This window comes from Streptomyces cinerochromogenes, assembly GCF_014648635.1.
Taxonomy (GTDB): Bacteria; Actinomycetota; Actinomycetes; order Streptomycetales; family Streptomycetaceae; genus Streptomyces; species Streptomyces cinerochromogenes.
The window spans coordinates 91,390-113,192 of record NZ_BMRM01000015.1; the positions used below are offsets into that span (position 1 = coordinate 91,390).

Sequence of the window (21,803 nt, forward strand, 5' to 3'; positions counted from 1 at the left end):
CGCTGCTTCCCGCGGCGACGACGTTTACTTTAGCCCACCGGGGGCTGTAGACGAAATCCGGTTCAGGAGCGGTGGCGGACCGGGGTCGGGCGGGCGTGGTCCAGGGCTACCAGGAGGACGGCCAGGGCGTAGATCGCGAGGCCCAGGAGGAGCGCGTTGGCCAGGGTGCTGCGGTAGCCGTGGGCGGTCGCGTCCAGGAAGGGATAGAGGTAGCGGGACGGGCTGGTGGGCGGGAGGAAGGCGGCCCGGGTGAGGGAGAAGGCCAGGTAGGCCAGGGGGTAGAGGAGCCAGGCTGCCGTCTGGCGGAGGTGGAGGCGGGTTGCGGGGGTGAGCAGGAGCCAGTCCAGCAGGACCGCTGCGGGGACCAGGGTGTGGAGGATCTGGAGGGCGGCCCACTGGGCGTGCCAGCGCTCGGGGGGTGTCGTCGCGCCGGTCATCGAGAACGGGGGCGTCGTGTGGCCCAGGAGCAGGTGGTAGACCAGGGCCGAGGTGAGGGCGTAGAGGAGTGCGGCGCCTGTCACCGCCGACGGGAGCGGGCGGCGGGCCCGCCAGGCCCGGCTTGCCGACAGGAACATGACCAGGGCCAGCAGGATGCCGGTCTGGACGCTGAAGTAGCTCAGGGTGCGGGCCGGGGTGCCGAGGAGGAGTTCCAGGGCGACGCCGCCGGCCGCCGCCACGGCGGTCATGAGGCGGAACACCGCGGCCACGGGGCGGTGGACCGGGGCCACCACCGCCGTGGCCGGGACCGGAGCGGGCAACAGCAGGGGCGGGCCCGGGACCGCGGGCAGGTCCGGGATGTCCCTGGGTATCGGGGCGGTCATGCCCTCACGCTAGGAGCGGGGGAGGGGGCGCGGCCACGCGGACTCGTCCAGGTGGGTTACGGGCTACGGGACCCTCGCAGCCTCCTCAGGGTCCCTTCCCTCAGGTTCCCCCCTTCAGGGTCCCCGTCGCGGTGCCCCGTCAAGGGCACGGGCACCCCTCAGGGCCATTCCCCCCTCGCGGCACCCGCGGGGTCACCCTCGCGGCGCTCCACGGGGTCACCCCCTTCACGGCACCCCTCAGAGTCCCCCGCGCACCCTCATCGTTCCTTGCTCACCAGCGTCAGCAACGTCGCCTCCGGCGGGCACGCGAAGCGGACCGGGGTGTAGCGGCTGGTGCCGCAGCCCGCCGAGACGTGGAGGTAGGAGGTGCGGCCCTCCGCCGTGTGCGTGGAGAGGCCCTTCACGCGGTCGGTGTCCAGGTCGCAGTTGGTGACCAGGGCGCCGTAGAAGGGGATGCACACCTGGCCGCCGTGGGTGTGGCCGGCCAGGATCAGGGGGTAGGCGTCCGCCGTGAACGCGTCGAGGACCCGCAGGTACGGCGCGTGGACCACGCCGAGCGAGAAGTCGTACGTCCCGGACGGACCGCCGGCCACCTGGGCGTAGCGGTCGAGCTTGATGTGCGGGTCGTCCAGGCCGGTCAGCTCGATGGAGACGCCCTCGACCTTCAGCACGCCCCGCGTGTTCGTGAGGTTCAGCCAGCCCGCCGTGTCGAAGCCGTCCCGGAGGTCCTCCCACGGGTTGTGGATCGCGCCGACGACCGGCGGGTTGCCGTTCAGACCGTGGCGGCCCTGGACCTTCTCCAGCAGGTAGCGGGCGGGGTTGCGGGGCCGGGGGCCGTAGTAGTCGTTCGAACCGAAGACGTACGCGCCCGGGAACTCCATCAGCGGGCCCAGCGCGTCCAGCACCTCCGGGACGCCCTCGGGGTCCGACAGGTTGTCGCCCGTGTTGATCACGAAGTCGGGGCGCAGCCCGGCCAGCGACTGCAGCCAGCGCTGCTTCTTGCGCTGCCCGCTCACCATGTGGATGTCGGAGACCTGCAGCACGCGCAGTGGGCGCATGCCCGGGGGCAGGACCGGGACGGTGACCCGTCGGAGGCGGAAGGAGCGGGCCTCGAAGCCCGCCGCATACACCAGGCCGGCGGTGCCGGCCGCCACGATTCCCAGGGGAATTCCGTATCGCGCGCGCATGTCTCCATCGTGTCAGACCGGTTGACCGGCGTGAGACCGGCCGCCGGTTAAATGGGCGGGCGTCGCCGGGCGTACACCTGCGACAATCGGGCCATGACCACCACGCTCAAGTCGAAGCTGCACGACGACCTCAACGCCGCGATCAAGGAGCGCGACGAGCTGCGCTCCTCCACGCTCCGGCTGACGCTCGCCGCGATCACCAAGGAGGAGGTCGCCGGCAAGGAGAAGCGGGAGCTGTCGGACGACGAGGTGCTCAAGGTGATCACCCGCGAGGCGAAGAAGCGCCGGGAGGCCGCGGACGCCTTCGCGCAGGGTGGCCGTGCCGAGCAGGCCGAGCGGGAGAAGGCGGAGGGCGAGGTGCTCGCCGAGTACCTGCCCAAGCAGCTGTCCGACGACGAGCTGAACGCGATCGTCGCCCAGGCCGTGGAGGAGGCGAAGGCTTCCGGCGCCGAGGGCCCGCGGGCCATGGGTGCCGTCATGAAGATCGTGAACCCGAAGGTGGCCGGCCAGGCCGAGGGCGGCCGGGTCGCCGCCGCGGTGAAGAAGCTGCTCCAGGGCGGCTGAGCGGACACCTTCCCGCTACGACGGCGGACCCGCGCCTTCCGCTACGACGGCGCGACGGCGGGGCCGCCTCTTCTACGGCGGCGGGGCCGCGTCTTCCTCCACGACGGCGGACCTGTATGTCCTACGACGGCGGAACCGCATCGCCCTCCACGACGGCGGGGCCCCACCCGAACTCCGGGTGGGGCCCCGCCGTCGTAGGAGCGGAGCCGTACGGCCAACGGGTCAGCCCCGGCGGCCGCCGTTGCCGTTCCCGTTGTTGCCGCCGTTCGTCTGGCCCTCGATGAAGTTTCCGGGGATGGAGAACGTCGGGGTCGGGAACGTGCCGCCGATCGTGCCGGTGGTCGTGCCGGAGGTCGCGTCACCCGTGGTTGCCCCGCCGGTCGCTCCCCCGTCCGTCGGGCCGCCGATCAGTCCGCCGATCAGCTGTCCCGTCGTGTCCCCGTTGTTCCCGTCGTCCCCCCGGCGACCTTTTCCCTGATCATCCCCCTCGTGGGTGTCGTCCGGGATGTCCACCAGATGGAAGTCCTCCACGGGCTTGCCCTCCAGCGCGCCGCTCATCATGTCGCGCCAGATCGGGCCCGGGACCTCACCGCCGTAGACCTTGGCGTGCGGGATGCCGCCGATCGTGATGTTGGTCATCTTCCGCTTGTGCTGCGGGTCGCCGACCCAGACCGCGCCCGCCATGTTCGGGGTGTAGCCGACGAACCAGGCCGCGAAGCGCTCGTCCGTCGTACCCGTCTTGCCCGCGCTCGGGCGGCTGCCGAGGCCGGCCTCCTGGCCCGTGCCGTCCTCGACCACGCCCTTGAGGAGCGTGCTGACCGTGTCCGCGGTGTTCTCCGACATCGCCCGCGAGCAGGTCGACTTCGGCACCTGGAGGGACTTCTGCTCGCTGCCGACCTTCTGGGTGACCGACTCGATGGCGACCGGGGTGCAGTACATCCCGCGCGCGGCGAAGGTGGCGTACGCGTTCGCCATGGTCAGCGGGGACATCTCCTGGGTGCCGAGGGCGATGGAGGGTGCCTGGTCGATCTTGCGGCCGTCGGCGCGCTGCACGCCCATCTTCTTGGCCATGTCGATGACCGGGCAGATGCCGATGTCGCTGATCAGCTGCACGTAGTAAGTGTTGACCGACTTCGCGGTCGCCTCCGCCATGCCGTACGGGCCGCGCTCGGACTCGTTCTCGTTCTTCAGCTTGGCCGGCCGGTACGGGTCGTTGCGCCACACCTTGCCGTCGCACGCGGACACCGGGCTCGGGTAGGGCATCTCGTACGGCGACGAGTACTCCTGCGTCGGGGGCTTGCCGCCCTCGACGGCCGCCGCGGCGACGATCGGCTTGAACGTGGAACCGGGCTGGTAACCGGCGCCGCCGCCCATGTCCGAGTTCACGGACAGGTTGATCGTCGTCTCGTCGTTCTTGACGTTGACGCCGTACGGCCGGGACTGGCCCATGGCGAGGATCTTGCCGGTGCCGGGCTCGACGACGGTCGCGGCGGTGGCCACCGCGTCGCTCTTGTAGACGTGGTCCTTGATGGAGGCCTGCGCCGACTTCTGGGCCTGCGGGTCGAGCGTGGTGCGGATCGTCAGGCCGCCCCGGTTCCAGAGCTTGGCCCGCTGCTCCTTGGTCTTGCCGAAGACCGGGTCGGTGAGGACGATCTGGCGGACGTAGTCGCAGAAGAAGCCGGCGCTCTTCGCCGCGGTGATGCAGCCGTTCTTGGGACGGCTGGTGTGCAGCCCGAGCGGCTTCTCCTTGGCCTGGTCGGCCTCCTTCTGGGAGATGTCGCCCAGCTCGGCCATGCGCTGCAGGACGATGTTGCGCCGCTTGGTGGCCTCCGCCTCGTCGTTCACCGGGTCGTACCGGCTCGGGGACTGGACGATGCCGGCCAGCAGCGCCGACTCCTGCAGGTTCAGGTCCTTGGCGTGCTTGGAGAAGTACCGCTGGGAGGCGGCCTCGACACCGTAGGCCTGCTCGCCGAAGAAGGTGATGTTCAGGTAGTTCTCGAGGATCTTCTTCTTGCCGAGCTTGTCCTCGATCTGGATCGCGTACTTCAGCTCGCGGACCTTGCGGCCCAGGGTCTGCTGCGTGGCCTCGGCCACCTTGGTCGGGTCGTCGCCGGCCTCCTCGATGAAGTAGTTCTTCACCAGCTGCTGGGTGAGCGTGGAGGCGCCCTGGGCGACCCCGCCTTCCTGCGCGTTCTTGTTCACGGCGCGCAGCACGCCCTTGAGGTCGACGGCACCGTGCTTGTAGAAGCGCGAGTCCTCGATCGCGACGATCGCCTTCTGCATGTACGGCGAGATGTCCTTGAGGTCGACCACCGTACGGTCGCGGGAGTAGACGGTCGCGATCTGGCCGCCCTGGCTGTCCAGGATCGTGGTGCGCTGGCTCAGCTGGGGACTCTTGAGGTTGGCCGGGATCTCGTCGAAGCCCTTGACCGAGCCCTTGGCCGCGAGGCCCAGCGCACCGGCAGCGGGCAGCGCGATACCGGCCATCACGGCTCCGGCGAGCACACTGACGCCGAGGAACTTGGCGGCCTGCTGCATGGGCGACAGACCGCCGCTCGAGCGCTTCTTTGGCATGGGGGCAGCCTAATCCGTACTGTTGAGCGTTCCGAAGGAGCGACCGCATCACGGCACGGCAAAGTGGCGGGCTCTCCCTTCCCATTCGCCGGACACGCGCGCAGGCCTTGGCCTAAGCTGCTCTCGACTGTCACAGCAGCGCGGTCATGTATCCATACGTCCGGCGGCCCCGAATCGTTCCGGACGTAGTCCGAAACTCCCAGGGCACGCCCAGGGAACGGGGTTCGTCTCCTGAGAGGGGCGAGTCCGGTTCCGCCGCGTGTGTCACCTGGTGTCCGGTGTGACGTGCCACGACTGTCCCGGTTTGCCGGGTAGATCGCGTATGTCGCCAGCTCACTCCCGCGGGTGATCTGCCGCTTACCCATAGTCCGTTCGGGCCATTCAAGATTGGGCCCGCAGGGGGTGTTGCGCTGTCCCCACCTTCCGTAACGTCCTCAACTGGCGGCGGTGAATATGCCGCTGCCGCCGTGGGGGAGCCTGGATTCGGGAGAGGACGGCGCCGGTATGGGCTGGGTAACCGACTGGAGTGCGCAGGCTGCCTGCCGCACTACCGATCCGGATGAACTGTTCGTTCAGGGAGCAGCGCAGAACAGGGCAAAAGCGGTGTGCACCGGATGCCCGGTACGCACCGAGTGCCTGGCGGACGCGCTGGACAACCGCGTCGAGTTCGGCGTGTGGGGAGGCATGACGGAGCGGGAGCGCCGCGCGCTGCTGCGCCGGCGACCCACCGTGACCTCGTGGCGCAGACTGCTGGAAACCGCCCGCTCGGAGTACGAGCGGGGCGCCGGGATCGTGCCCCTCGACAACGACGAGGTGTACGAGAACTACGCGGCGGTCAGCTGAGGGCATGCACCGCATGCACCTGGGGCACGGTCCCCGGGCACATCGCGGGCACATGGTCCTGGGGAACACGCGGCCCTTACGGCCCTGCGGTCCTTGAACCCTGCACGTGCGCACGCCTGTGACGCCGCCGTGCGCCACCCGCGCCGCGCGACCATGCGCACCATGCCATGCCACGTATCACGTCACGTCACGTGACAGCAGCGTGGAAGTACTCCACGCGTGTGCCGGGTGCCGCGCCACCGAGCATGTGGTGCGTACCGAGCGCGCGGCCGCACCGTGCCCGCGCGGCCTCACGCCTCCGTGGGGTCCGGTCGCCCGGCCGCCAGGCGGTGCCCGATGTCGCGGAGACCCACGAGGTCGTGGACGTCGCCGGGCAGTGCGGGCACCTCGACCACCGCCACCTCGGGGTGGCGGGCGGTGAAACGGTCACGCGTGCGCTGCTCACGGGAGAGCAGCTGCATGCGGTCGGCGTGCAGTCTCAGCAGGCCCGCGGTGAGCCGGTCGACGGAGCTTTCCGTGTCGGCGGGGGAGCCTTCCTCGGAAGCGGTGACTGCGCTCTCGGGTGCGGGAGGTTGTGAACTGCCGTACGTGTCGGGAGAGTTACGAAGTCCAGCTTTCCCGTCCGCCTGATCCACAATGCGGGGGTCCTCAAGATTTTCCGCGGCGGCGAGCGCCCGCTCGGCCGACAGCCGGCCGGCACCGCTGCCGTGCACCCGGTTGAGGACCAGGCCCATCAGCGGCATCTTCTCCGCGGCCAGCCGCTCCACGAAGTACGCGGCCTCGCGCAGCGCGTCCCGCTCCGGCGCCGCCACCACCAGGAACGCCGTACCGGGCGCCTGGAGCAGCTTGTAGGTGGCGTCCGCGCGCGTACGGAAACCACCGAAGGTGGTGTCCATCGCGGCCACGAAGGTCTGTACGTCCTTCAGCAGCTGACCGCCCAGCAGCTTGCCCAGCGTGCCGGTCATCATCGACATGCCGACGTTGAGGAACGCCATCCCGGCGCGCCCGCCGAGCTTCGCCGGGGCGGTCAGCAGGCGGATGAGGCGGCCGTCCAGGAAGGAGCCGAGCCGCTTGGGTGCGTCCAGGAAGTCCAGCGCCGAACGGGACGGCGGGGTGTCGACCACGATCAGGTCCCACTCGTCCTTCGCCCGCAGCTGGCCCAGCTTCTCCATCGCCATGTACTCCTGCGTGCCCGCGAAGCCCGCCGAGAGCGACTGGTAGAAGGGGTTCGCCAGGATCGCGGCGGCCCGCTGGGGGTCCGCGTGCGCCTCCACGACCTCGTCGAAGGTGCGCTTCATGTCGAGCATCATGGCGTGCAGCTCGCCGTCGCCCTCGGTGCCCTTCACCCTGCGCGGCACGTTGTCGAGGGAGTCGATGCCCATCGACTGGGCCAACCGCCTGGCCGGGTCGATGGTCAGGACGACCACCTTGCGGCCCCGCTCGGCCGCCCGGAGGCCCAGGGCCGCCGCCGTCGTCGTCTTGCCGACCCCGCCCGCGCCGCAGCACACGACGATCCGCGTCGTCGGGTCGTCCAGCAGCGGGTCGATGTCGAGCACGCGCGCGGGGGCGAGACGAGGGCGGGCGGCGTCCTGGGCCTTGGTCTCCTCCGCACTCATGACAACCCCTGCTTCCGCAGCTCGGTGGCGAGTTCGTACAGGCCCGCGAGATCCACGCCCTCGGCGAGCAACGGCAGTTCGTGCAGCGGCAGGTCCAGCTCGCCGAGGACCGCGCGCTGCTCCTGCTCCAGCGCGTACCGCTCGGCGTACTCCGCGGCCTGTTCCAGCAGCGGGTCCACCAGCCGCTCGGCGTTCCCGCCGCGCCGGGCCCCGCCCAGACCGGCCGTCGAGAGCGCCTCTGCCACTGATGAACGCTCCACGGTCCGTACGAGTTCCAGGTCGGCCGCGTCCAACACCTCCGGCCGGACCATGTTCACGATGACCCGGCCGACCGGCAGCCGTGCCGCGCGGAGTTCGGCGATGCCGTCGGCGGTCTCCTGGACCGGCATCTCCTCCAGCAGCGCCACCAGGTGCACCGCCGTCTCCGGCGACTTCAGGACGCGCATCACCGCCTGCGCCTGGTTGTGTATCGGGCCGATCTTCGCGAGGCCCGCCACCTCGTCGTTGACGTTCAGGAAGCGGGTGATGCGGCCGGTCGGCGGGGCGTCCATGACGACGTAGTCGTACACGAACCTCCCCGACCTGTCCTTGCGGCGCACGGCCTCGCACGCCTTGCCGGTCAGCAGGACGTCCCTGAGCCCGGGCGCGATGGTGGTGGCGAAGTCGATCGCGCCGAGCTTCTTCAGGGCCCGGCCGGCGCCGCCGAGCTTGTAGAACATCTGGAGGTAGTCCAGAAGGGCCAGTTCGGGATCGATGGCGAGGGCGAACACCTCGCCGCCGCCCGGGGCGACCGCGATCTTCCGCTCCTCGTAGGGAAGTGCCTCCGTCTCGAAGAGCTGGGCGATGCCCTGCCGACCCTCGACCTCCACGAGAAGCGTCCGCTTCCCCTCGGTCGCGAGGGCCAGCGCGAGTGCGGCGGCGACCGTCGTCTTTCCGGTCCCGCCCTTGCCGCTGACGACCTGGAGCCTGCTCACGTATTCGAGACTAACCAGTCCGGCCGACACTCACGCGGGAGGCTGTGGATAACGGGGGCCGTGGTGGCCGGCCGGACCCACGGGTCACAGCGGCTACAGTCGCCCCCATGACCAAGAAGTGGGAATACCAGACCGTGCCGCTGCTCATCCATGCCACCAAGCAGATCCTGGACAGCTGGGGCGACCAGGGCTATGAGCTGGTGCAGGTCGTGCCCGGGCCCAACCCGGAGTCGCTCGTGGCCTACCTGAAGCGGGAGAAGCCGGAGACGGACGCGTGAGCGCGGTCGAGGCCAAGCTGGCCGAGCTGGGACTGACCCTGCCGGACGTCGTACCGCCGCTGGCCGCCTACCAGCCGGCCGTGCGGTCCGGGGCGTACGTCTACACCGCCGGCCAGCTGCCGATGGTGGAGGGCAAGCTGCCGGTCACCGGCAAGGTGGGCGCCGAGGTCACGCCGGAGGAGGCCAAGGACCTGGCCCGCACCTGCGCGCTGAACGCGCTCGCCGCCGTGAAGTCCGTCGTCGGGGACCTGGACCGCATCGCGCGCGTGGTCAAGGTCGTCGGCTTCGTCGCCTCGGCCGCCGACTTCACCGGGCAGCCGGGTGTCCTCAACGGCGCCAGCGAACTGCTCGGCGAGGTCCTCGGAGACAAGGGCGTGCACGCCCGCAGCGCGGTCGGCGTCGCGGTGCTGCCGCTGGACGCCCCGGTCGAGGTCGAGATCCAGGTCGAGCTGGCCCAGTAGCCCTCGCGAGCGGCCCCACGGGCCCCGGGTACCTCTCGAACATTCGCCCTACACGGGATAGCCTCCGGCCATGGCGAACGGTCAGTGGTACCCCCCGGAGTGGCCCGACCGCATCCGCGCGCTCGCGGACGGCACTCTGACCCCGGTGTCCCCCAAGCGCGCGGCGACGGTGCTGCTCCTGAAGGACACGCCGGACGGGCCGGTCGTCCACATGCTGCGCAGACGCGCCTCCATGGCCTTCGCCGGAGGCGCGTACGCGTATCCCGGGGGCGGTGTCGACCCGCGGGACGACGACCGTCAGATCCGCTGGGCGGGCCCCACGCGCGCGTGGTGGGCCGAGCGGCTCGGCGTCGACGCGGCGGGCGCCCAGGCGATCGTCTGCGCGGCCGTGCGGGAGACGTACGAGGAGGCCGGCGTCCTGCTCGCCGGGCCCGACCCGGAGTCGGTCGTCGGTGACACCACCGGCGACGACTGGGAGGCCGACCGCGCCGCCCTGGTCGCCCGCGAGCTGTCCTTCGCCGAGTTCCTGGACCGGCGCGGCCTGGTGCTGCGCTCGGACCTGCTGGGCGCCTGGACCCGCTGGATCACCCCCGAGTTCGAGGCCCGCCGCTACGACACCTGGTTCTTCGTGGCCGCCCTCCCCGAGGGCCAGCGCACCCGGAACGCCTCCACGGAGGCCGACCGCACGGTGTGGATCCGCCCCGAGGACGCCACCGCCGGGTACGACAGGGGCGAGCTGCTGATGATGCCGCCCACCGTCGCCACCCTGCGCCAGCTGCTCCCGTACGGCACCGCGGCCGAGGCGCTGGCCGCCGCACCCGCACGCGACATGACCCCGGTGCTGGCCCGGGCCCGGCTCAGGGACGGCGAGATCGTCCTGTCCTGGCCCGGGCACGACGAGTTCACCAAGCACGTCCCGACCGCTCAGACGACCGGTGGAGGCCCCGCATGACCGACGCAAGCGTCCTGCCGGGCCAGCCCCGGGGCGGAGCGCTCTCGGGCCCGGCCACCGAACGGGCCGTCAACGTGCTGGCGCCCAACGCCTCCGTGATGACCCTGGACGGCACCAACACCTGGATCGTCGCCGAGCCCGACTCCGACCTGGCCGTGGTGATCGACCCGGGTCCGCTGGACGACGGCCATCTGCGCAACGTCGTGGACACGGCCGGGAAGGCCGGCAAGCGCATAGCCCTGACCCTGCTCACCCACGGCCACCCCGACCACGCCGAGGGCGCCTCCCGCTTCGCCGAGCTGACCGCCACGCGCGTGCGTGCCCTCGACCCGGCACTGAGGCTCGGCGACGAGGGCCTGTCCGCCGGGGACGTGATCACCGTCGGCGGCCTGGAGCTGAGGGTCGTACCGACACCCGGGCACACCGCGGACTCGCTGTCCTTCCATCTCCCGGCCGACCGGGCCGTGCTGACCGGGGACACCGTCCTCGGGCGCGGTACGACGGTCGTGGCGCACCCCGACGGCCGGCTCGGTGACTACCTGGACTCCCTGCGGCGGCTGAGGTCCCTCACGGTGGACGACGGCGTGCACACCGTCCTGCCGGGCCACGGTCCCGTCCTGGAGGACGCCCAGGGCGCCGTCGAGTTCTACCTCGCCCACCGTGCGAACCGGCTCGCCCAGGTGGAGACCGCGGTCGAGAACGGCCACCGCACCCCGGCCGAGGTCGTCGCCCACGTGTACGCCGACGTGGACCGCTCGCTGTGGCCGGCGGCGGAGCTGTCGGTCCGCGCCCAGCTGGACTACCTCAGCGAGCACGGGCTGATCTAGTCCGGGCGGGGTGCCTTGGTGCCGTGCACGCGCGCGTACTCGTCGGCGAGCCAGGGCCCGAGGTCGTCCACGTAGGACCGCAGCACGTCCGGGTCGCCGACGGGCTCGTAGCCGTACTCCGCCGCCGTACGCAGCTGTGCGGCGCGCTGGGGGTAGTAGCCGGCGAACGCCCCGGCCATCTCCCGCAGGTCGCTGGTCCAGCCCTGCCAGCGGGGCATGACGAGCGTGAAGCCGGTGCGTACGAGGTGCCGGGACATGAACCGCACGAGGGGCCGGCGGGCCTCCTCGGTGTCCGCGGCGGTGTCGATCCGCTCCCGCCAGCGCGGCAGCCACCGCCCGAGGTCGCCGTTGGTCTCGCGGGCCAGCAAGGAGTCGGGTCGGTAGCGGGGCAGGTGCTCGGCGAGGTCGTCGCCGAGCAGCGGGGTGCACAGGCAGGCGACGAACCAGGCCAGGTCGTACCGCTCCAGATCGCTCAGCAGCCGCGCCCGGCTGTACAGCAACGTGCCGACGCCGTCGATCTGTGGGAACTCCTCGTCGAGCGCCTCGCCGAGGGCGCGTACGGCGGCCCGGTCGGCGTCGCCCGGCTCCTCGCGCAGGGCGACCAGCAGATCCAGGTCGCTGCGGCCCACGCGCGCGGTGCCGCGCGGGATCGACCCGTAGAGGTAGGCGCTGTGCAGACGCGTGCCGAGGGCGGCCGGCAGCCGGTCGCGGGCGGCGGTCACGACCGCGTGGAAGGCGGGCTGCACGCGCGCGAGGGAGCCTTCGCGGACGAAGTACCCCTGGGCGTCGAGGCCTGTGCGGGGCGTGGGGTCGGGCAGGGGGCCGGTGCCGGGCATGGGGTCACTGTGCCCTCCGCCCAGGCCTGGGGTCAGGCGGTTTTCCGGCACCGGGACATCGCCGCCGCCCGCCGCCGACGCCGGCCACGGCGAGGCGTCGGCGCTGATGCCGGTCCGGTGCGGTGCGGGCCGGCCGCGGTCACGACAGCGGAAGCCGGCGTCCGGGAAGCGGGCCCCCGGGGCGTACCGCAGGGACCGGCGTCCGGGAAGCGGGTCCCGGGGCGTGCGGTCGGGGCCGGGGTCAGCGGGAGCGCTTGGCGAGCCGCTCCACGTCCAGCAGGATCACGGCCCGCGCCTCCAGGCGGAGCCAGCCGCGCTGGGCGAAGTCCGCCAGCGCCTTGTTCACGGTCTCGCGGGAGGCGCCGACCAGCTGGGCCAGCTCCTCCTGGGTGAGGTCGTGGACGACGTGGATGCCCTCCTCGGACTGCACGCCGAAGCGGCGGGAGAGGTCCAGCAGGGCGCGCGCCACACGGCCGGGGACGTCGGAGAAGACCAGGTCGGACATGGCGTCGTTGGTCTTGCGCAGCCGGCGGGCGACGGCGCGCAGCAGGGCGCCGGCCACCTCCGGACGGGCGTTCAGCCAGGGCTGGAGGTCGCCGTGGCCGAGACCGAGCAGCTTGACCTCGGTCAGCGCGGTCGCGGTGGCCGTGCGGGGGCCCGGGTCGAACAGCGACAGCTCGCCGATCAGCTCGCCGGGGCCGACGACGGCGAGCATGTTCTCGCGGCCGTCGGGGGAGGTGCGGTGCAGCTTGACCTTGCCCTCGGTGACGACGTACAGCCGGTCCCCGGGGTCGCCCTCGTGGAACAGCGAGTCGCCGCGTGCGAGGGTCACCTCACTCATGGAGGCGCGAAGCTCCGCGGCCTGCTCGTCGTCGAGAGCCGCGAAGAGCGGGTTGCGCCGCAGAACGTCGTCCACGAGTTCTCTCCTTGTCGACCTGCTCAGGGGATCTTGCTCCCCTGTGTGCCAGGGGACCGTGTTCCCCATTTTGCCGGACGGTCCAAACAGTGTGATCTGTCACAAGGATGCCGCACAGGTGTCCCGGGGTAAGCGTCAGGGGTCCAATCGGGGACCGCTGGGACGGGTCCGGGGCGGATGTCGGTGCCGGGCTTTAGGCTGGCCGGGTGTCCAAATCGCCGGTGAGAGCACAGGCCAAGGGGGCTGGGCGGGTGGTTGTACGTCGGGATTCCGCTGTGGGCGAACAGAGCCCCGGAGGAAGTAGCAAAACAGGCAAATCAGCTAAAAAGACTCCCGCTGCCGCGAAGAAGGCCTCGACCGGGGAGAAGAAGGCCCCGGCCACCGCGAAGAAGGTCCCGGCCACCGCGAAGAAGGCCCCGGTCGCCGCCGGAAAGGGCCCGGATCCTGAGGCCGTGAAGAAGACTCCCGCCGCGAAGAAGACTCCCACCGTGGCGAAGAAGCCGCCCGCCGCCGTGAAGACGGACGCGGCCGTCGAGAAGCCCGCCAAGAAGGCCGCCACGGTCAGGAAGATCGCCGTCAGGCCGCCGTCCGGCGAATCCTCCACGGCCCTGGTCCGCCGCGCCCGCCGTATCAACCGCGAGCTGGCCGAGGTGTACCCGTACGCGCACCCCGAACTGGACTTCGAGAACCCCTTCCAGCTGCTGGTCGCCACCGTCCTGTCGGCGCAGACCACCGACCTGCGCGTCAACCAGACCACCCCCGGCCTCTTCGCCCGGTACCCCACCCCCGAGGACCTCGCCGCCGCCAACCCGGAGGAGGTCGAGGAGATCCTGCGCCCCTGCGGCTTCTTCCGGGCCAAGACCAGGTCGGTCATAGGGCTCTCCAAGGCGCTCGTCGAGAACTTCGGCGGCGAGGTGCCCGGCAGGCTGGAGGACCTGGTCACGCTGCCCGGCGTGGGCCGCAAGACCGCCTTCGTCGTCCTGGGCAACGCCTTCGGCCGGCCCGGGATCACCGTGGACACCCACTTCCAGCGGCTGGTAAGGCGCTGGCAGTGGACCGACGAGACCGACCCCGACAAGATCGAGGCCGCCGTCGGCGCGCTCTTCCCGAAGAGCGACTGGACCGACCTGTCCCACCACGTCATCTGGCACGGCCGCCGCATCTGCCACGCCCGCAAGCCCGCCTGCGGCGCCTGCCCCATCGCACCGCTCTGCCCGGCCTACGGCGAGGGCGAGACCGACCCGGAGAAGGCGAAGAAGCTGCTGAAGTACGAGAAGGGCGGCTTCCCGGGGCAGCGGCTCAAGCCCCCGCAGGCGTACCTCGACGCGGGCGGCACACCGGCGCCGCCGCTGGGGGCCGCGTGACGGAACGATCTCGGGGGCCTCGGGCGTTGGAGAGGGCAGAGCGACGGGGGTGGCGATGACGAGGGCAAGCGAGACACAGGGCGGTCCGGTGACGCTCAGCAAGGAAGGGCTGCCGGACTGGCTGGAGCCCGTCGTGCGCGCCGCCGAGACGGTCGAGCCGCGCCAGTTGAGCAGCTTCCTGCCGCCGGAGAACGGCTCGGGCCGGCAGTCGGCCGTGCTGATCCTGTTCGGCGAGGGAGAGCGCGGTCCCGAGCTGCTGCTCATGGAGCGCGCGGGCTCGCTGCGTTCCCATGCCGGACAGCCGTCCTTCCCGGGCGGCGCGCTGGACCCGGAGGACGGCGATCCGCAGGGCGAGGGCCCCCTGCGGGCCGCGCTGCGCGAGGCGGAGGAGGAGACCGGGCTCGACCCGTCCGGTGTGCAGCTCTTCGGCGTGCTGCCGCGGCTGTACATCCCGGTCAGCGGCTTCGTCGTCTCGCCGGTGCTCGGCTGGTGGCGCGAGCCCAGCCCGGTCGGCGTCGTCGATCCGAACGAGACCGCGCGGGTCTTCACCGTCCCCGTGGCCGATCTCACGGACCCCGCCCACCGTGCCACCGCCGTCCACCCCCGTGGCCACACCGGTCCGGCCTTCCTGGTGGAATCGGCCCTGGTCTGGGGCTTCACCGCCGGAGTGATCGACCGCCTGCTGCACTTCGCGGGCTGGGAGCGGCCCTGGGACCGGGGGCGCCAGGTCCCGCTCGACTGGCACGCATGACAGGGTGTCGCTTGTGAACGTGGTGGACATCCTGTTGCTGATCGCGGCCGTGTGGTTCGCGGTCGTCGGCTACCGCCAGGGATTCGTCGTCGGCATCCTGTCGGTGATCGGCTTCCTGGGCGGCGGCCTCGTCGCCGTGTACACGCTTCCCGTGGTCTGGGACGCCGCGACCGACAAGGCGGACGTCGGCACCACCGCGGCCGTCGTCGCGGTGGTCGTCGTCATCGTCTGCGCCTCCATCGGCCAGGCCCTGACCACGCACCTGGGCAACAAGCTCCGGCGGTACATCACCTGGTCCCACGCCCGCACCCTGGACGCCACCGGCGGCGCGCTGGTCAACGTCGTCGCGATGCTGCTGGTCGCCTGGCTGATCGGCTCCGCCCTCGCCGGTTCGACCCTGCCCACGCTGCGCAACGAGGTCCGCGGCTCCCAGGTGCTCCACGGGGTCCGCAAGGCGCTGCCCGACGAGGCCGACACCTGGTTCGCCGATTTCTCCGCGGTCCTCGCGCAGAACGGCTTCCCGCAGGTGTTCAGCCCCTTCGCCAACGAGCCCATCCCCGACGTCCGGCCGCCCGACCCCGCCCTCGCGCACAGCGCGGTCGCCTCCCGCGCCCAGCGCTCCATCGTCAAGGTCACCGGCACCGCCCAGAGCTGCGGCAAGGTCCTGGAGGGCACCGGGTTCGTCTTCTCCGACCGCCGTGTGATGACCAACGCGCACGTCGTCGGCGGGGTCGACGCGCCCCGGGTGCAGATCGGCGGAGAGGGCCGCAAGTACGACGCGCGGGTCGTGCTGTACGACTGGAAGCGCGACATCGCGGTACTCGACGTACCGGACCTGCGGGCGGGCGCGCTGCGGTTCACCGCCCAGGACGCCACCGGCGGTGACGACGCGATCGTGGCGGGCTTCCCGGAGAACGGCGCGTACGACGTGCGCGCCGCGCGCGTGCGCGGGCGCATCGAGGCCGACGGCGCGGACATCTACCACCGCGGCACGGTCCGCCGGGACGTCTACTCCCTGTACGCCACCGTCCGCCCGGGCAACTCCGGCGGTCCCCTGCTCACGCCGGACGGCAAGGTGTACGGCGTGGTGTTCGCCAAGTCCCTCGACGACGCGGACACCGGCTACGCCCTGACGGTGGACGAGATCCAGTCCGACATCGAGCGGGGCCGTACGGCGAACGAGCAGGTGGGTACGGACAGCTGCGCCCTGTAGGCGCCGCGGGGGCGTTCAGCCCCGCGGGTGACGCAGGCGCACCGAGACCCAGCGGGCCCGGCGGCGCAGGATGCGCGGGATCCCCACCCGGAGGTCTGCTTCCGCGAGTTGCGGGGTGCCGCGCTGTGCCGTGCTCAGGCCCGTGGCCGAGCGGCGGTTGCGGGGTGCGTCACTGTAGTCGTGCGTCCAGCCCATACCCCGACGTGTGCCCCCGCCCCAAGGTCGATAACCGCCCGTGCGCCCCCCAATTGGCCTATGCGGCAGGCATGTGGCCGTTCGGGGGGCAACTGTTCAGGAACCGGATACTCCACGCACGCTTCCGCCACCGGACCGTCACCGGTCGGGCTCGGGATCCCTGAGCCAGCTGATCAGCTCGGTGGAGAAGGCCTGCGGGTCCTCCTCGTGCGGGAAGTGGCCGAGGCCGTCGAACAGCCGCCAGCGGTACGGCGCTTCGACGTACTCGCCGGAACCGGCCGCGCTGCGCGTACGGGTCACCGGGTCCAGCGAGCCGTGCAGATGCAGCGTCGGCACCCGCACCGGCCGCTTCATCCGGCGGTAGAACTGCACCCCGTCCGGGCGGGCCAGCGACCGCACCAGCCAGCGGTACGGCTCGATCGAGCAGTGCGCGGTGGAGGGGATGCACATGGCCCGCTGGTACGTCTCCACGGCCGTGTCCTCCGGCGGCCGCGGCCCGGACCAGTCCCGGATCAGACGGCCCGCCAGCGCGCCGTCGTCGGCGGTCAGTTGGCGCTCGGGGAGCCAGGGCCGCTGGAACCCCCAGATGTAGGAGCTGGCGGCCGTCTGCCGGGCGTCCCGCAGCATCGCCGCGCGCCAGCGCCGCGGGTGCGGCATCGACACCACCGCCAGGCGCCGTACGAGCTTGGGCCGCATGGCCGCCGCCGTCCACGCCAGGTAACCGCCGAGGTCGTGGCCGACCAGCGCCGCGTCCGGCTCGCCGAGCGAGCGGATGACGCCGGTGACGTCCAGCGCGAGGTTGGCGGGGTCGTACCCGCGGGGCGTGCGGTCGCTGCCGCCGACGCCCCGCAGGTCCATCGCCACCGCCCGGTAGCCCGCGTCGGCGAGCGCGGTCAGCTGGTGCCGCCACGTCCACCAGAACTGCGGGAAGCCGTGCAGGAGCAGCACCAGGGGACCGTCGCCGAGTTCGGCGATGTGGAAGCGCGCGCCGTTGGCGGCGACGTCCCTGTGACTCCAGGGACCTTCGATCCGTACGGCCGAGGGAGCGGCGGGGTCCGTCATGACGATGAGCGTGCCACAGCCTCGATGGCGGCGGGACCCTGCTCCTCGGGCAGCTCCCGGCGCGGGTGCGGCTTGGCGTTCTGCAGGACGCCCGCGGTCTCCTTCATCGAGGCGGCCACCTTCTGCGGGCCCTGGCCCTTCTTGGCCTTCTTCGCGAACGTCACGCCGATCAGGGCGAGGAGGCCGGCGGCCAGGACGTTGGCCGCGAAGGACAGCAGGAAGCAGACGGCCAGGTTCCAGCCGCTCCAGGTGCGGATGCCGTACGCCAGCGCGAAGTTGAGCATCGGCAGGGAGAACACCAGCACCGCGCCCGCCATGGAGAAGGCGCCGCCGCTCATCGCGCCGCGCTTCACGTCCTGCTTCAGCTGGGCCTTGGCCAGCGCGATCTCGTCGTGCACCAGCGCCGACAATTCGGTCGTCGCCGAGGCGAACAGCTGGCCGATGCTGCGTTCGGCGCCGACCGGGCTGCCGTCGGGTGCGCTCATCGCGTTCTCCCTCAGAGGTCTCTCGTGGGTCCTACGTACCGTCTTGCGTACCGTCTTGATTTGTACCGTCTCGTCAGATCATGCCGGACGGCCGTCATCCTCGCCTGCCCCGCCCGGTACTTCCGCAAGCCCGTGGCGGGCCTCGGCGGCCAGCCGCCGGTGTTCGGCGGCCTTGCGCTCGTGGATCTCGGCCATCCGGAGGTGGTAAGCCGGGTCGTCCTGCTCGTAGATGTCCGGGATGCCGTCGAGATCCTCGTCACGCTCCTCCTCCTCGCACAGCCTGCGGTACCTGGCGTTGCGCAGCTTCAGCAGCACCGTGGCGCACACCGCCGCGATCAGCGAGCCGGTGAGGACGGCCGCCTTCACCTCGTCGGTCAGCACCGCGTCGCCCTCGAAGGCCAGCTCGCCGATGAGCAGGGAGACCGTGAAGCCGATCCCGGCGAGCGACGCCACCGCGAAGACGTCGGCCCACGCCAGGTCCTCGCTGAGCTGCGCGCGGGTGAAGCGGACGGTCAGCCAGGTGCCGCCGAAGATGCCGAGCGTCTTGCCCACGACCAGGCCGAGCACCACGCCGAGCGTCTCCGGCCGGGTGAACACGTCCCCGAGCGCCCCGCCGGATACCGGCACACCGGCGCTGAACAGCGCGAACAGTGGTACGGCGAGCCCGGCCGACAGGGGCCGCACCAGATGCTCGATGCGCTCGGCCGGCGAGCGCTCCTCACCCTCCCGGGTGGTGCAGCGCAGCATCAGGCCCATCGCCACACCGGCGATGGTGGCGTGCACGCCGCTGTTGTACATGAGCGCCCAGACGACGACCGCGAGCGGCACGTACACGTACCAGCCGCGTACGCCTCTGCGCAGCAGCAGCCAGAAGACGGCGAGGCCGGCGGCGGCCCCGCCGAGAGCGGCGAAGTTCAGCCGGTCGGTGAAGAAGACCGCGATGATCAGGATCGCGAAGAGGTCGTCGACGACCGCGAGGGTCAGCAGGAAGGCGCGCAGGGCGCTGGGCAGCGAGGTGCCGATGACCGCGAGGACGGCGAGCGCGAAGGCGATGTCGGTGGCGGTGGGCACCGCCCAGCCGTGGGTGGAGCCGCCGCCGGTGACGTTGGTGAGCGTGTACACGAGCGCCGGTACGGCCATCCCGCACAGCGCCGCCACCACCGGCAGCACCGCGGCTCTGGGGTCGCGCAGGTCGCCCGCGACCAGCTCGCGCTTCAGCTCGATCCCGGCGACGAAGAAGAACACGGCGAGCAGCCCGTCGGCGGCCCAGTGGGCGACGGAGAGGTCCAGTCCCAGGGCGCCGGGGCCGAGGCGGAAGTGGGCGACGGTCTCGTAGCCGTGGTGGAGCCCGGGTATGTTCGCCCAGGCCAGCGCGGCCAGGGCGGCGAGGAGCAGCAGGACACCACCGACGGTCTCGGTGCGCAGGGCGTCCGCGACGAAGGTCCGCTCGGGCAGGGACAGACGGCCGAGGACCTTGCGGGCGGTGCGGGAAACGGGGCGGGGCGCGGTCACGGGAGACCTCCGGGGCAGGCGGGACTCACATGCCGACCAGACTTCCCGGCTCACCTTGAGTGCCGCGTCGTACGGCACTTTGTTTACTTTACCTAAAGTGCTCGCGCGGGGCCCGGTGACGATGGTCCCGGGGATGCGGGTCGGGCGACGCGGTCCGGTGACGCGGTCCGGTGACGCGAGTCCGATGATCTTCACCGTGGACGCCCGAGGGGCACCCGGCACGTTCGCCGTCCGGGTGCCCCTCGGGGTGTCGCTCAGTCCCGTGCTGCTCGGTCCGTGCTGCTCGCTCCGGTGCTGCTCCGCCCGTGCTGCTCGGTCCCGTGCTGCTCTCAGTCCTCGCTCGGCGCCGCGGGCAGCTTGGTCTGGATGAGGTCCATGACCGTGGAGTCGGTCAGCGTGGTGACGTCTCCCAGCTGGCGGTTCTCGGCGACGTCCCGCAGCAGCCGGCGCATGATCTTGCCGGAGCGGGTCTTCGGCAGCTCGGCCACCGGCAGGATCCGCTTGGGCTTGGCGATCGGGCCGAGCGTGGCGCCGACGTGGTCGCGCAGCTCACCGACGAGCGCCTCGTTCTCCGACGCGGTGCCGCGCAGGATCACGAAGGCGACGATGGCCTGGCCGGTGGTCTCGTCCGCGGCGCCCACGACGGCGGCCTCCGCGACCGACGGGTGCGAGACGAGCGCCGACTCCACCTCGGTGGTGGAGATGTTGTGCCCGGAGACGAGCATGACGTCGTCCACCCGGCCCAGCAGCCAGATGTCCCCGTCGTCGTCCTTCTTCGCCCCGTCCCCGGCGAAGTACTTGCCCTCGAAGCGGGACCAGTACGTGTCGATGAACCGCTGGTCGTCACCCCAGATGGTGCGCAGCATCGACGGCCACGGCTCGGTCAGCACCAGGTAGCCGCCACCGCCGTTCGGTACCTCGTTCGCCTCGTCGTCGACGACGGTGGCGCTGATACCGGGCAGCGGACGCTGGGCGGAGCCCGGCTTGGCCTCGGTGACGCCGGGCAGCGGCGAGATCATCATGGCGCCGGTCTCGGTCTGCCACCAGGTGTCCACGACCGGCGTCCGGTCGGCACCGATGTGCTTGCGGTACCAGACCCACGCCTCGGGGTTGATGGGCTCGCCCACCGAGCCGAGGACACGCAGGGAGGACAGGTCGAACTTGGCGGGGATGTCGTCGCCCCACTTCATGAACGTCCGGATCGCGGTCGGCGCGGTGTAGAGGGTCGTGACCTTGTACTTCTGCACGATCTCCCAGAACCGGCCCTGGTGCGGGGTGTCCGGCGTGCCCTCGTACATCACCTGCGTCGCGCCGTTGGCCAGCGGGCCGTACACGATGTAGGAGTGCCCGGTGACCCAGCCGACGTCGGCCGTGCACCAGTACACGTCCGTCTCCGGCTTGAGGTCGAAGACCGCCCAGTGGGTGTAGGCCGCCTGGGTGAGGTAGCCGCCGGAGGTGTGCAGGATGCCCTTCGGCTTCCCCGTCGTACCGGAGGTGTAGAGGATGAACAGCGGGTGCTCCGCCTCGAACGCCTCCGGGGTGTGCTCGGCGGACTGGCGGCCCACCAGCTCGTGCCACCACAGGTCGCGGCCCTCGGTCCAGGCGACCTCCTGGCCGGTACGGCGCACCACCAGCACGTGCTCGACGTTGTCGACCTTGCCGATCGCCTCGTCCACGGCCGGCTTGAGCGCGGACGGCTTGCCGCGCCGGTAGCCGCCGTCGGCGGTGATGACGACCTTGGCGTCCGCGTCCTGGATCCGGGTCGCGAGCGCGTCGGCCGAGAAGCCGCCGAAGACGACCGAGTGGGCCGCGCCGATCCGGGCCGAGGCCAGCATCGCGATCGCGGTCTCCGGGATCATCGGCATGTAGATGGCGACCCGGTCGCCCTTGCGCACGCCCAGCTCCAGCAGGGCGTTGGCGGCCTTGGAGACCTCGTCCTGCAGCTCCGCGTAGGTGATCGCGCGGCTGTCGCCGGGCTCCCCCTCGAAGTGGATGGCGACGCGGTCCCCGTGCCCGGCCTCCACATGCCGGTCCACGCAGTTGTACGCGACGTTCAGCTCGCCGTCCTTGAACCACTTCGCGAACGGAGGGTTCGACCAGTCCAGCGTCTCGGTCGGTTCCTTGGCCCAGGTCAGCCGGCGGGCCTGCTCGGCCCAGAAGCCGAGCCTGTCAGCCTTGGCCTGTTCATACGCCTCCGCGGTGACGTTGGCGTGCGCTGCCAGGTCGGCGGGCGGCGCGAACCTGCGTTCTTCCTTGAGCAGGTTGGCCAGGCTCTCGTTGCTCACGACATCTCCCTTTCCAAGGGTGTCCGTTGTGTCCCAGGCCACAGCTCATCAGACGCGGGGGGCGGATGACAAGGGTCGACCGAAAAA

Annotated in this window: 21 protein-coding genes; 9 read left to right on the forward strand and 12 right to left on the reverse strand. The window is 71.5% G+C overall.

Annotated features, from left to right (window positions below; genetic code table 11):
• Window positions 1-62 precede the first annotated feature (62 nt).
• Both IEZ20_RS27165 and IEZ20_RS27170 read right to left on the reverse strand, forming a co-directional pair.
• Window positions 63-821: a Pr6Pr family membrane protein gene (locus IEZ20_RS27165; protein WP_189303419.1), complete on the reverse strand. Its 759-nt coding sequence runs from the start codon at window positions 819-821 to the stop codon at window positions 63-65.
• Between the two features lie 257 nt (window positions 822-1,078).
• On the reverse strand, window positions 1,079-2,008 hold the full coding sequence (locus tag IEZ20_RS27170; RefSeq protein ID WP_189303421.1) for a metallophosphoesterase: 930 nt from the start codon (window positions 2,006-2,008) through the stop codon (window positions 1,079-1,081).
• Window positions 2,009-2,101: 93 nt separating this feature from the next.
• Here IEZ20_RS27170 and IEZ20_RS27175 point away from each other — a divergent pair, with 93 nt between their 5' ends.
• Complete coding sequence (locus IEZ20_RS27175) at window positions 2,102-2,572, forward strand: GatB/YqeY domain-containing protein (protein ID WP_189303423.1); 471 nt, start codon at window positions 2,102-2,104, stop codon at window positions 2,570-2,572.
• 222 nt (window positions 2,573-2,794) lie between these two features.
• On the opposite strand, the gene IEZ20_RS27180 is transcribed toward IEZ20_RS27175, so the two are convergent.
• Entirely contained in the window at window positions 2,795-5,146 is a 2,352-nt protein-coding gene (locus IEZ20_RS27180; protein WP_189303425.1) for a transglycosylase domain-containing protein, read from the reverse strand.
• A gap of 504 nt (window positions 5,147-5,650) precedes the next feature.
• Here IEZ20_RS27180 and wblA point away from each other — a divergent pair.
• Complete coding sequence (wblA, locus tag IEZ20_RS27185; protein WP_018547931.1) at window positions 5,651-5,989, forward strand: transcriptional regulator WblA; 339 nt, start codon at window positions 5,651-5,653, stop codon at window positions 5,987-5,989.
• Window positions 5,990-6,279: 290 nt separating this feature from the next.
• On the opposite strand, the gene bagB is transcribed toward wblA, so the two are convergent.
• Window positions 6,280-7,605 carry an ATPase BagB gene (gene bagB, locus IEZ20_RS27190; protein WP_189303427.1) on the reverse strand — a complete coding sequence of 442 codons (1,326 nt, stop codon included), beginning with the start codon at window positions 7,603-7,605 and terminating at the stop codon, window positions 6,280-6,282.
• Window positions 7,602-8,579 carry an ATPase BagA gene (bagA, locus tag IEZ20_RS27195; RefSeq protein ID WP_189303429.1) on the reverse strand — a complete coding sequence of 326 codons (978 nt, stop codon included), beginning with the start codon at window positions 8,577-8,579 and terminating at the stop codon, window positions 7,602-7,604. Before bagA ends, bagB begins: the two co-directional genes overlap by 4 nt.
• A gap of 107 nt (window positions 8,580-8,686) precedes the next feature.
• Between bagA and sp36 the strand changes: the two genes are divergently transcribed.
• The 4 genes from sp36 to IEZ20_RS27215 all read left to right on the forward strand — a co-directional run bounded on the left by sp36 (window position 8,687) and on the right by IEZ20_RS27215 (window position 11,097).
• On the forward strand, window positions 8,687-8,857 hold the full coding sequence (gene sp36, locus IEZ20_RS27200) for a Sp36 family protein (RefSeq protein WP_167347933.1): 171 nt from the start codon (window positions 8,687-8,689) through the stop codon (window positions 8,855-8,857).
• Window positions 8,854-9,318 (forward strand): RidA family protein, encoded by a 465-nt coding sequence (locus IEZ20_RS27205; RefSeq protein ID WP_189303431.1) that lies wholly within the window; start codon window positions 8,854-8,856, stop codon window positions 9,316-9,318. Before sp36 ends, IEZ20_RS27205 begins: the two co-directional genes overlap by 4 nt.
• 70 nt (window positions 9,319-9,388) lie before the next feature.
• Window positions 9,389-10,270, forward strand: coding sequence for an NUDIX hydrolase (locus IEZ20_RS27210; protein WP_189303433.1), 882 nt, complete (start codon window positions 9,389-9,391; stop codon window positions 10,268-10,270).
• Window positions 10,267-11,097 (forward strand): MBL fold metallo-hydrolase, encoded by an 831-nt coding sequence (locus tag IEZ20_RS27215; protein WP_189303435.1) that lies wholly within the window; start codon window positions 10,267-10,269, stop codon window positions 11,095-11,097. Before IEZ20_RS27210 ends, IEZ20_RS27215 begins: the two co-directional genes overlap by 4 nt.
• Here the strand turns inward: IEZ20_RS27215 and IEZ20_RS27220 are convergent.
• The gene (locus tag IEZ20_RS27220) at window positions 11,094-11,933 is read right to left on the reverse strand and encodes a nucleotidyltransferase domain-containing protein (RefSeq protein WP_189303437.1); all 840 of its coding nucleotides are present in this window, start codon (window positions 11,931-11,933) and stop codon (window positions 11,094-11,096) included. The genes IEZ20_RS27215 and IEZ20_RS27220 overlap by 4 nt on opposite strands.
• Window positions 11,934-12,174: 241 nt before the next feature.
• The gene (locus IEZ20_RS27225; protein ID WP_014674022.1) at window positions 12,175-12,849 is read right to left on the reverse strand and encodes a Crp/Fnr family transcriptional regulator; all 675 of its coding nucleotides are present in this window, start codon (window positions 12,847-12,849) and stop codon (window positions 12,175-12,177) included.
• 275 nt (window positions 12,850-13,124) lie between these two features.
• Here IEZ20_RS27225 and nth point away from each other — a divergent pair, with 275 nt between their 5' ends.
• Genes nth through IEZ20_RS27240 form a run of 3 tightly spaced genes read left to right on the forward strand, consistent with a single transcriptional unit; the run spans window position 13,125 to window position 16,177 of the window.
• Entirely contained in the window at window positions 13,125-14,213 is a 1,089-nt protein-coding gene (gene nth, locus IEZ20_RS27230) for an endonuclease III (protein ID WP_189303439.1), read from the forward strand.
• Window positions 14,214-14,268: 55 nt separating this feature from the next.
• On the forward strand, window positions 14,269-14,964 hold the full coding sequence (locus IEZ20_RS27235; RefSeq protein ID WP_189303441.1) for an NUDIX hydrolase: 696 nt from the start codon (window positions 14,269-14,271) through the stop codon (window positions 14,962-14,964).
• 13 nt (window positions 14,965-14,977) lie between these two features.
• Window positions 14,978-16,177, forward strand: a complete 1,200-nt coding sequence (locus IEZ20_RS27240; RefSeq protein WP_189303666.1) for a MarP family serine protease — start codon at window positions 14,978-14,980, stop codon at window positions 16,175-16,177.
• Between the two features lie 15 nt (window positions 16,178-16,192).
• Here the strand turns inward: IEZ20_RS27240 and IEZ20_RS27245 are convergent, their stop codons facing one another.
• The 5 genes from IEZ20_RS27245 to acs form a co-directional block, all read right to left on the reverse strand.
• Entirely contained in the window at window positions 16,193-16,372 is a 180-nt protein-coding gene (locus IEZ20_RS27245; RefSeq protein WP_189303443.1) for a hypothetical protein, read from the reverse strand.
• 138 nt (window positions 16,373-16,510) lie between these two features.
• On the reverse strand, window positions 16,511-17,434 hold the full coding sequence (locus IEZ20_RS27250) for an alpha/beta fold hydrolase (RefSeq protein WP_189303445.1): 924 nt from the start codon (window positions 17,432-17,434) through the stop codon (window positions 16,511-16,513).
• Complete coding sequence (locus IEZ20_RS27255) at window positions 17,431-17,919, reverse strand: phage holin family protein (protein WP_189303447.1); 489 nt, start codon at window positions 17,917-17,919, stop codon at window positions 17,431-17,433. Before IEZ20_RS27255 ends, IEZ20_RS27250 begins: the two co-directional genes overlap by 4 nt.
• Window positions 17,920-17,997: 78 nt before the next feature.
• Window positions 17,998-19,431: a Na+/H+ antiporter NhaA gene (gene nhaA, locus IEZ20_RS27260; RefSeq protein WP_189303449.1), complete on the reverse strand. Its 1,434-nt coding sequence runs from the start codon at window positions 19,429-19,431 to the stop codon at window positions 17,998-18,000.
• A 329-nt stretch (window positions 19,432-19,760) separates the two neighbouring features.
• Window positions 19,761-21,716, reverse strand: a complete 1,956-nt coding sequence (gene acs, locus IEZ20_RS27265; protein WP_189303451.1) for an acetate--CoA ligase — start codon at window positions 21,714-21,716, stop codon at window positions 19,761-19,763.
• Window positions 21,717-21,803 lie beyond the last annotated feature (87 nt).

Excerpts from the sequence above, each read along its gene's own strand:
- IEZ20_RS27170 (WP_189303421.1), bottom strand. The coding sequence starts at position 2,008 with ATGCGCGCGCGATACGGAATTCCCCTGGGAATCGTGGCGGCCGGCACC.
- IEZ20_RS27180 (WP_189303425.1), bottom strand. The coding sequence starts at position 5,146 with ATGCCAAAGAAGCGCTCGAGCGGCGGTCTGTCGCCCATGCAGCAGGCC.
- IEZ20_RS27255 (WP_189303447.1), bottom strand. The coding sequence starts at position 17,919 with ATGAGCGCACCCGACGGCAGCCCGGTCGGCGCCGAACGCAGCATCGGC.
- IEZ20_RS27250 (WP_189303445.1), bottom strand. The coding sequence starts at position 17,434 with ATGACGGACCCCGCCGCTCCCTCGGCCGTACGGATCGAAGGTCCCTGG.
- IEZ20_RS27165 (WP_189303419.1), bottom strand. The coding sequence starts at position 821 with ATGACCGCCCCGATACCCAGGGACATCCCGGACCTGCCCGCGGTCCCG.
- IEZ20_RS27175 (WP_189303423.1), top strand. The coding sequence starts at position 2,102 with ATGACCACCACGCTCAAGTCGAAGCTGCACGACGACCTCAACGCCGCG.
- IEZ20_RS27215 (WP_189303435.1), top strand. The coding sequence starts at position 10,267 with ATGACCGACGCAAGCGTCCTGCCGGGCCAGCCCCGGGGCGGAGCGCTC.
- IEZ20_RS27210 (WP_189303433.1), top strand. The coding sequence starts at position 9,389 with ATGGCGAACGGTCAGTGGTACCCCCCGGAGTGGCCCGACCGCATCCGC.
- bagB (WP_189303427.1), bottom strand. The coding sequence starts at position 7,605 with ATGAGTGCGGAGGAGACCAAGGCCCAGGACGCCGCCCGCCCTCGTCTC.
- IEZ20_RS27235 (WP_189303441.1), top strand. The coding sequence starts at position 14,269 with ATGACGAGGGCAAGCGAGACACAGGGCGGTCCGGTGACGCTCAGCAAG.
- IEZ20_RS27245 (WP_189303443.1), bottom strand. The coding sequence starts at position 16,372 with ATGGGCTGGACGCACGACTACAGTGACGCACCCCGCAACCGCCGCTCG.
- IEZ20_RS27220 (WP_189303437.1), bottom strand. The coding sequence starts at position 11,933 with ATGCCCGGCACCGGCCCCCTGCCCGACCCCACGCCCCGCACAGGCCTC.
- wblA (WP_018547931.1), top strand. The coding sequence starts at position 5,651 with ATGGGCTGGGTAACCGACTGGAGTGCGCAGGCTGCCTGCCGCACTACC.
- sp36 (WP_167347933.1), top strand. The coding sequence starts at position 8,687 with ATGACCAAGAAGTGGGAATACCAGACCGTGCCGCTGCTCATCCATGCC.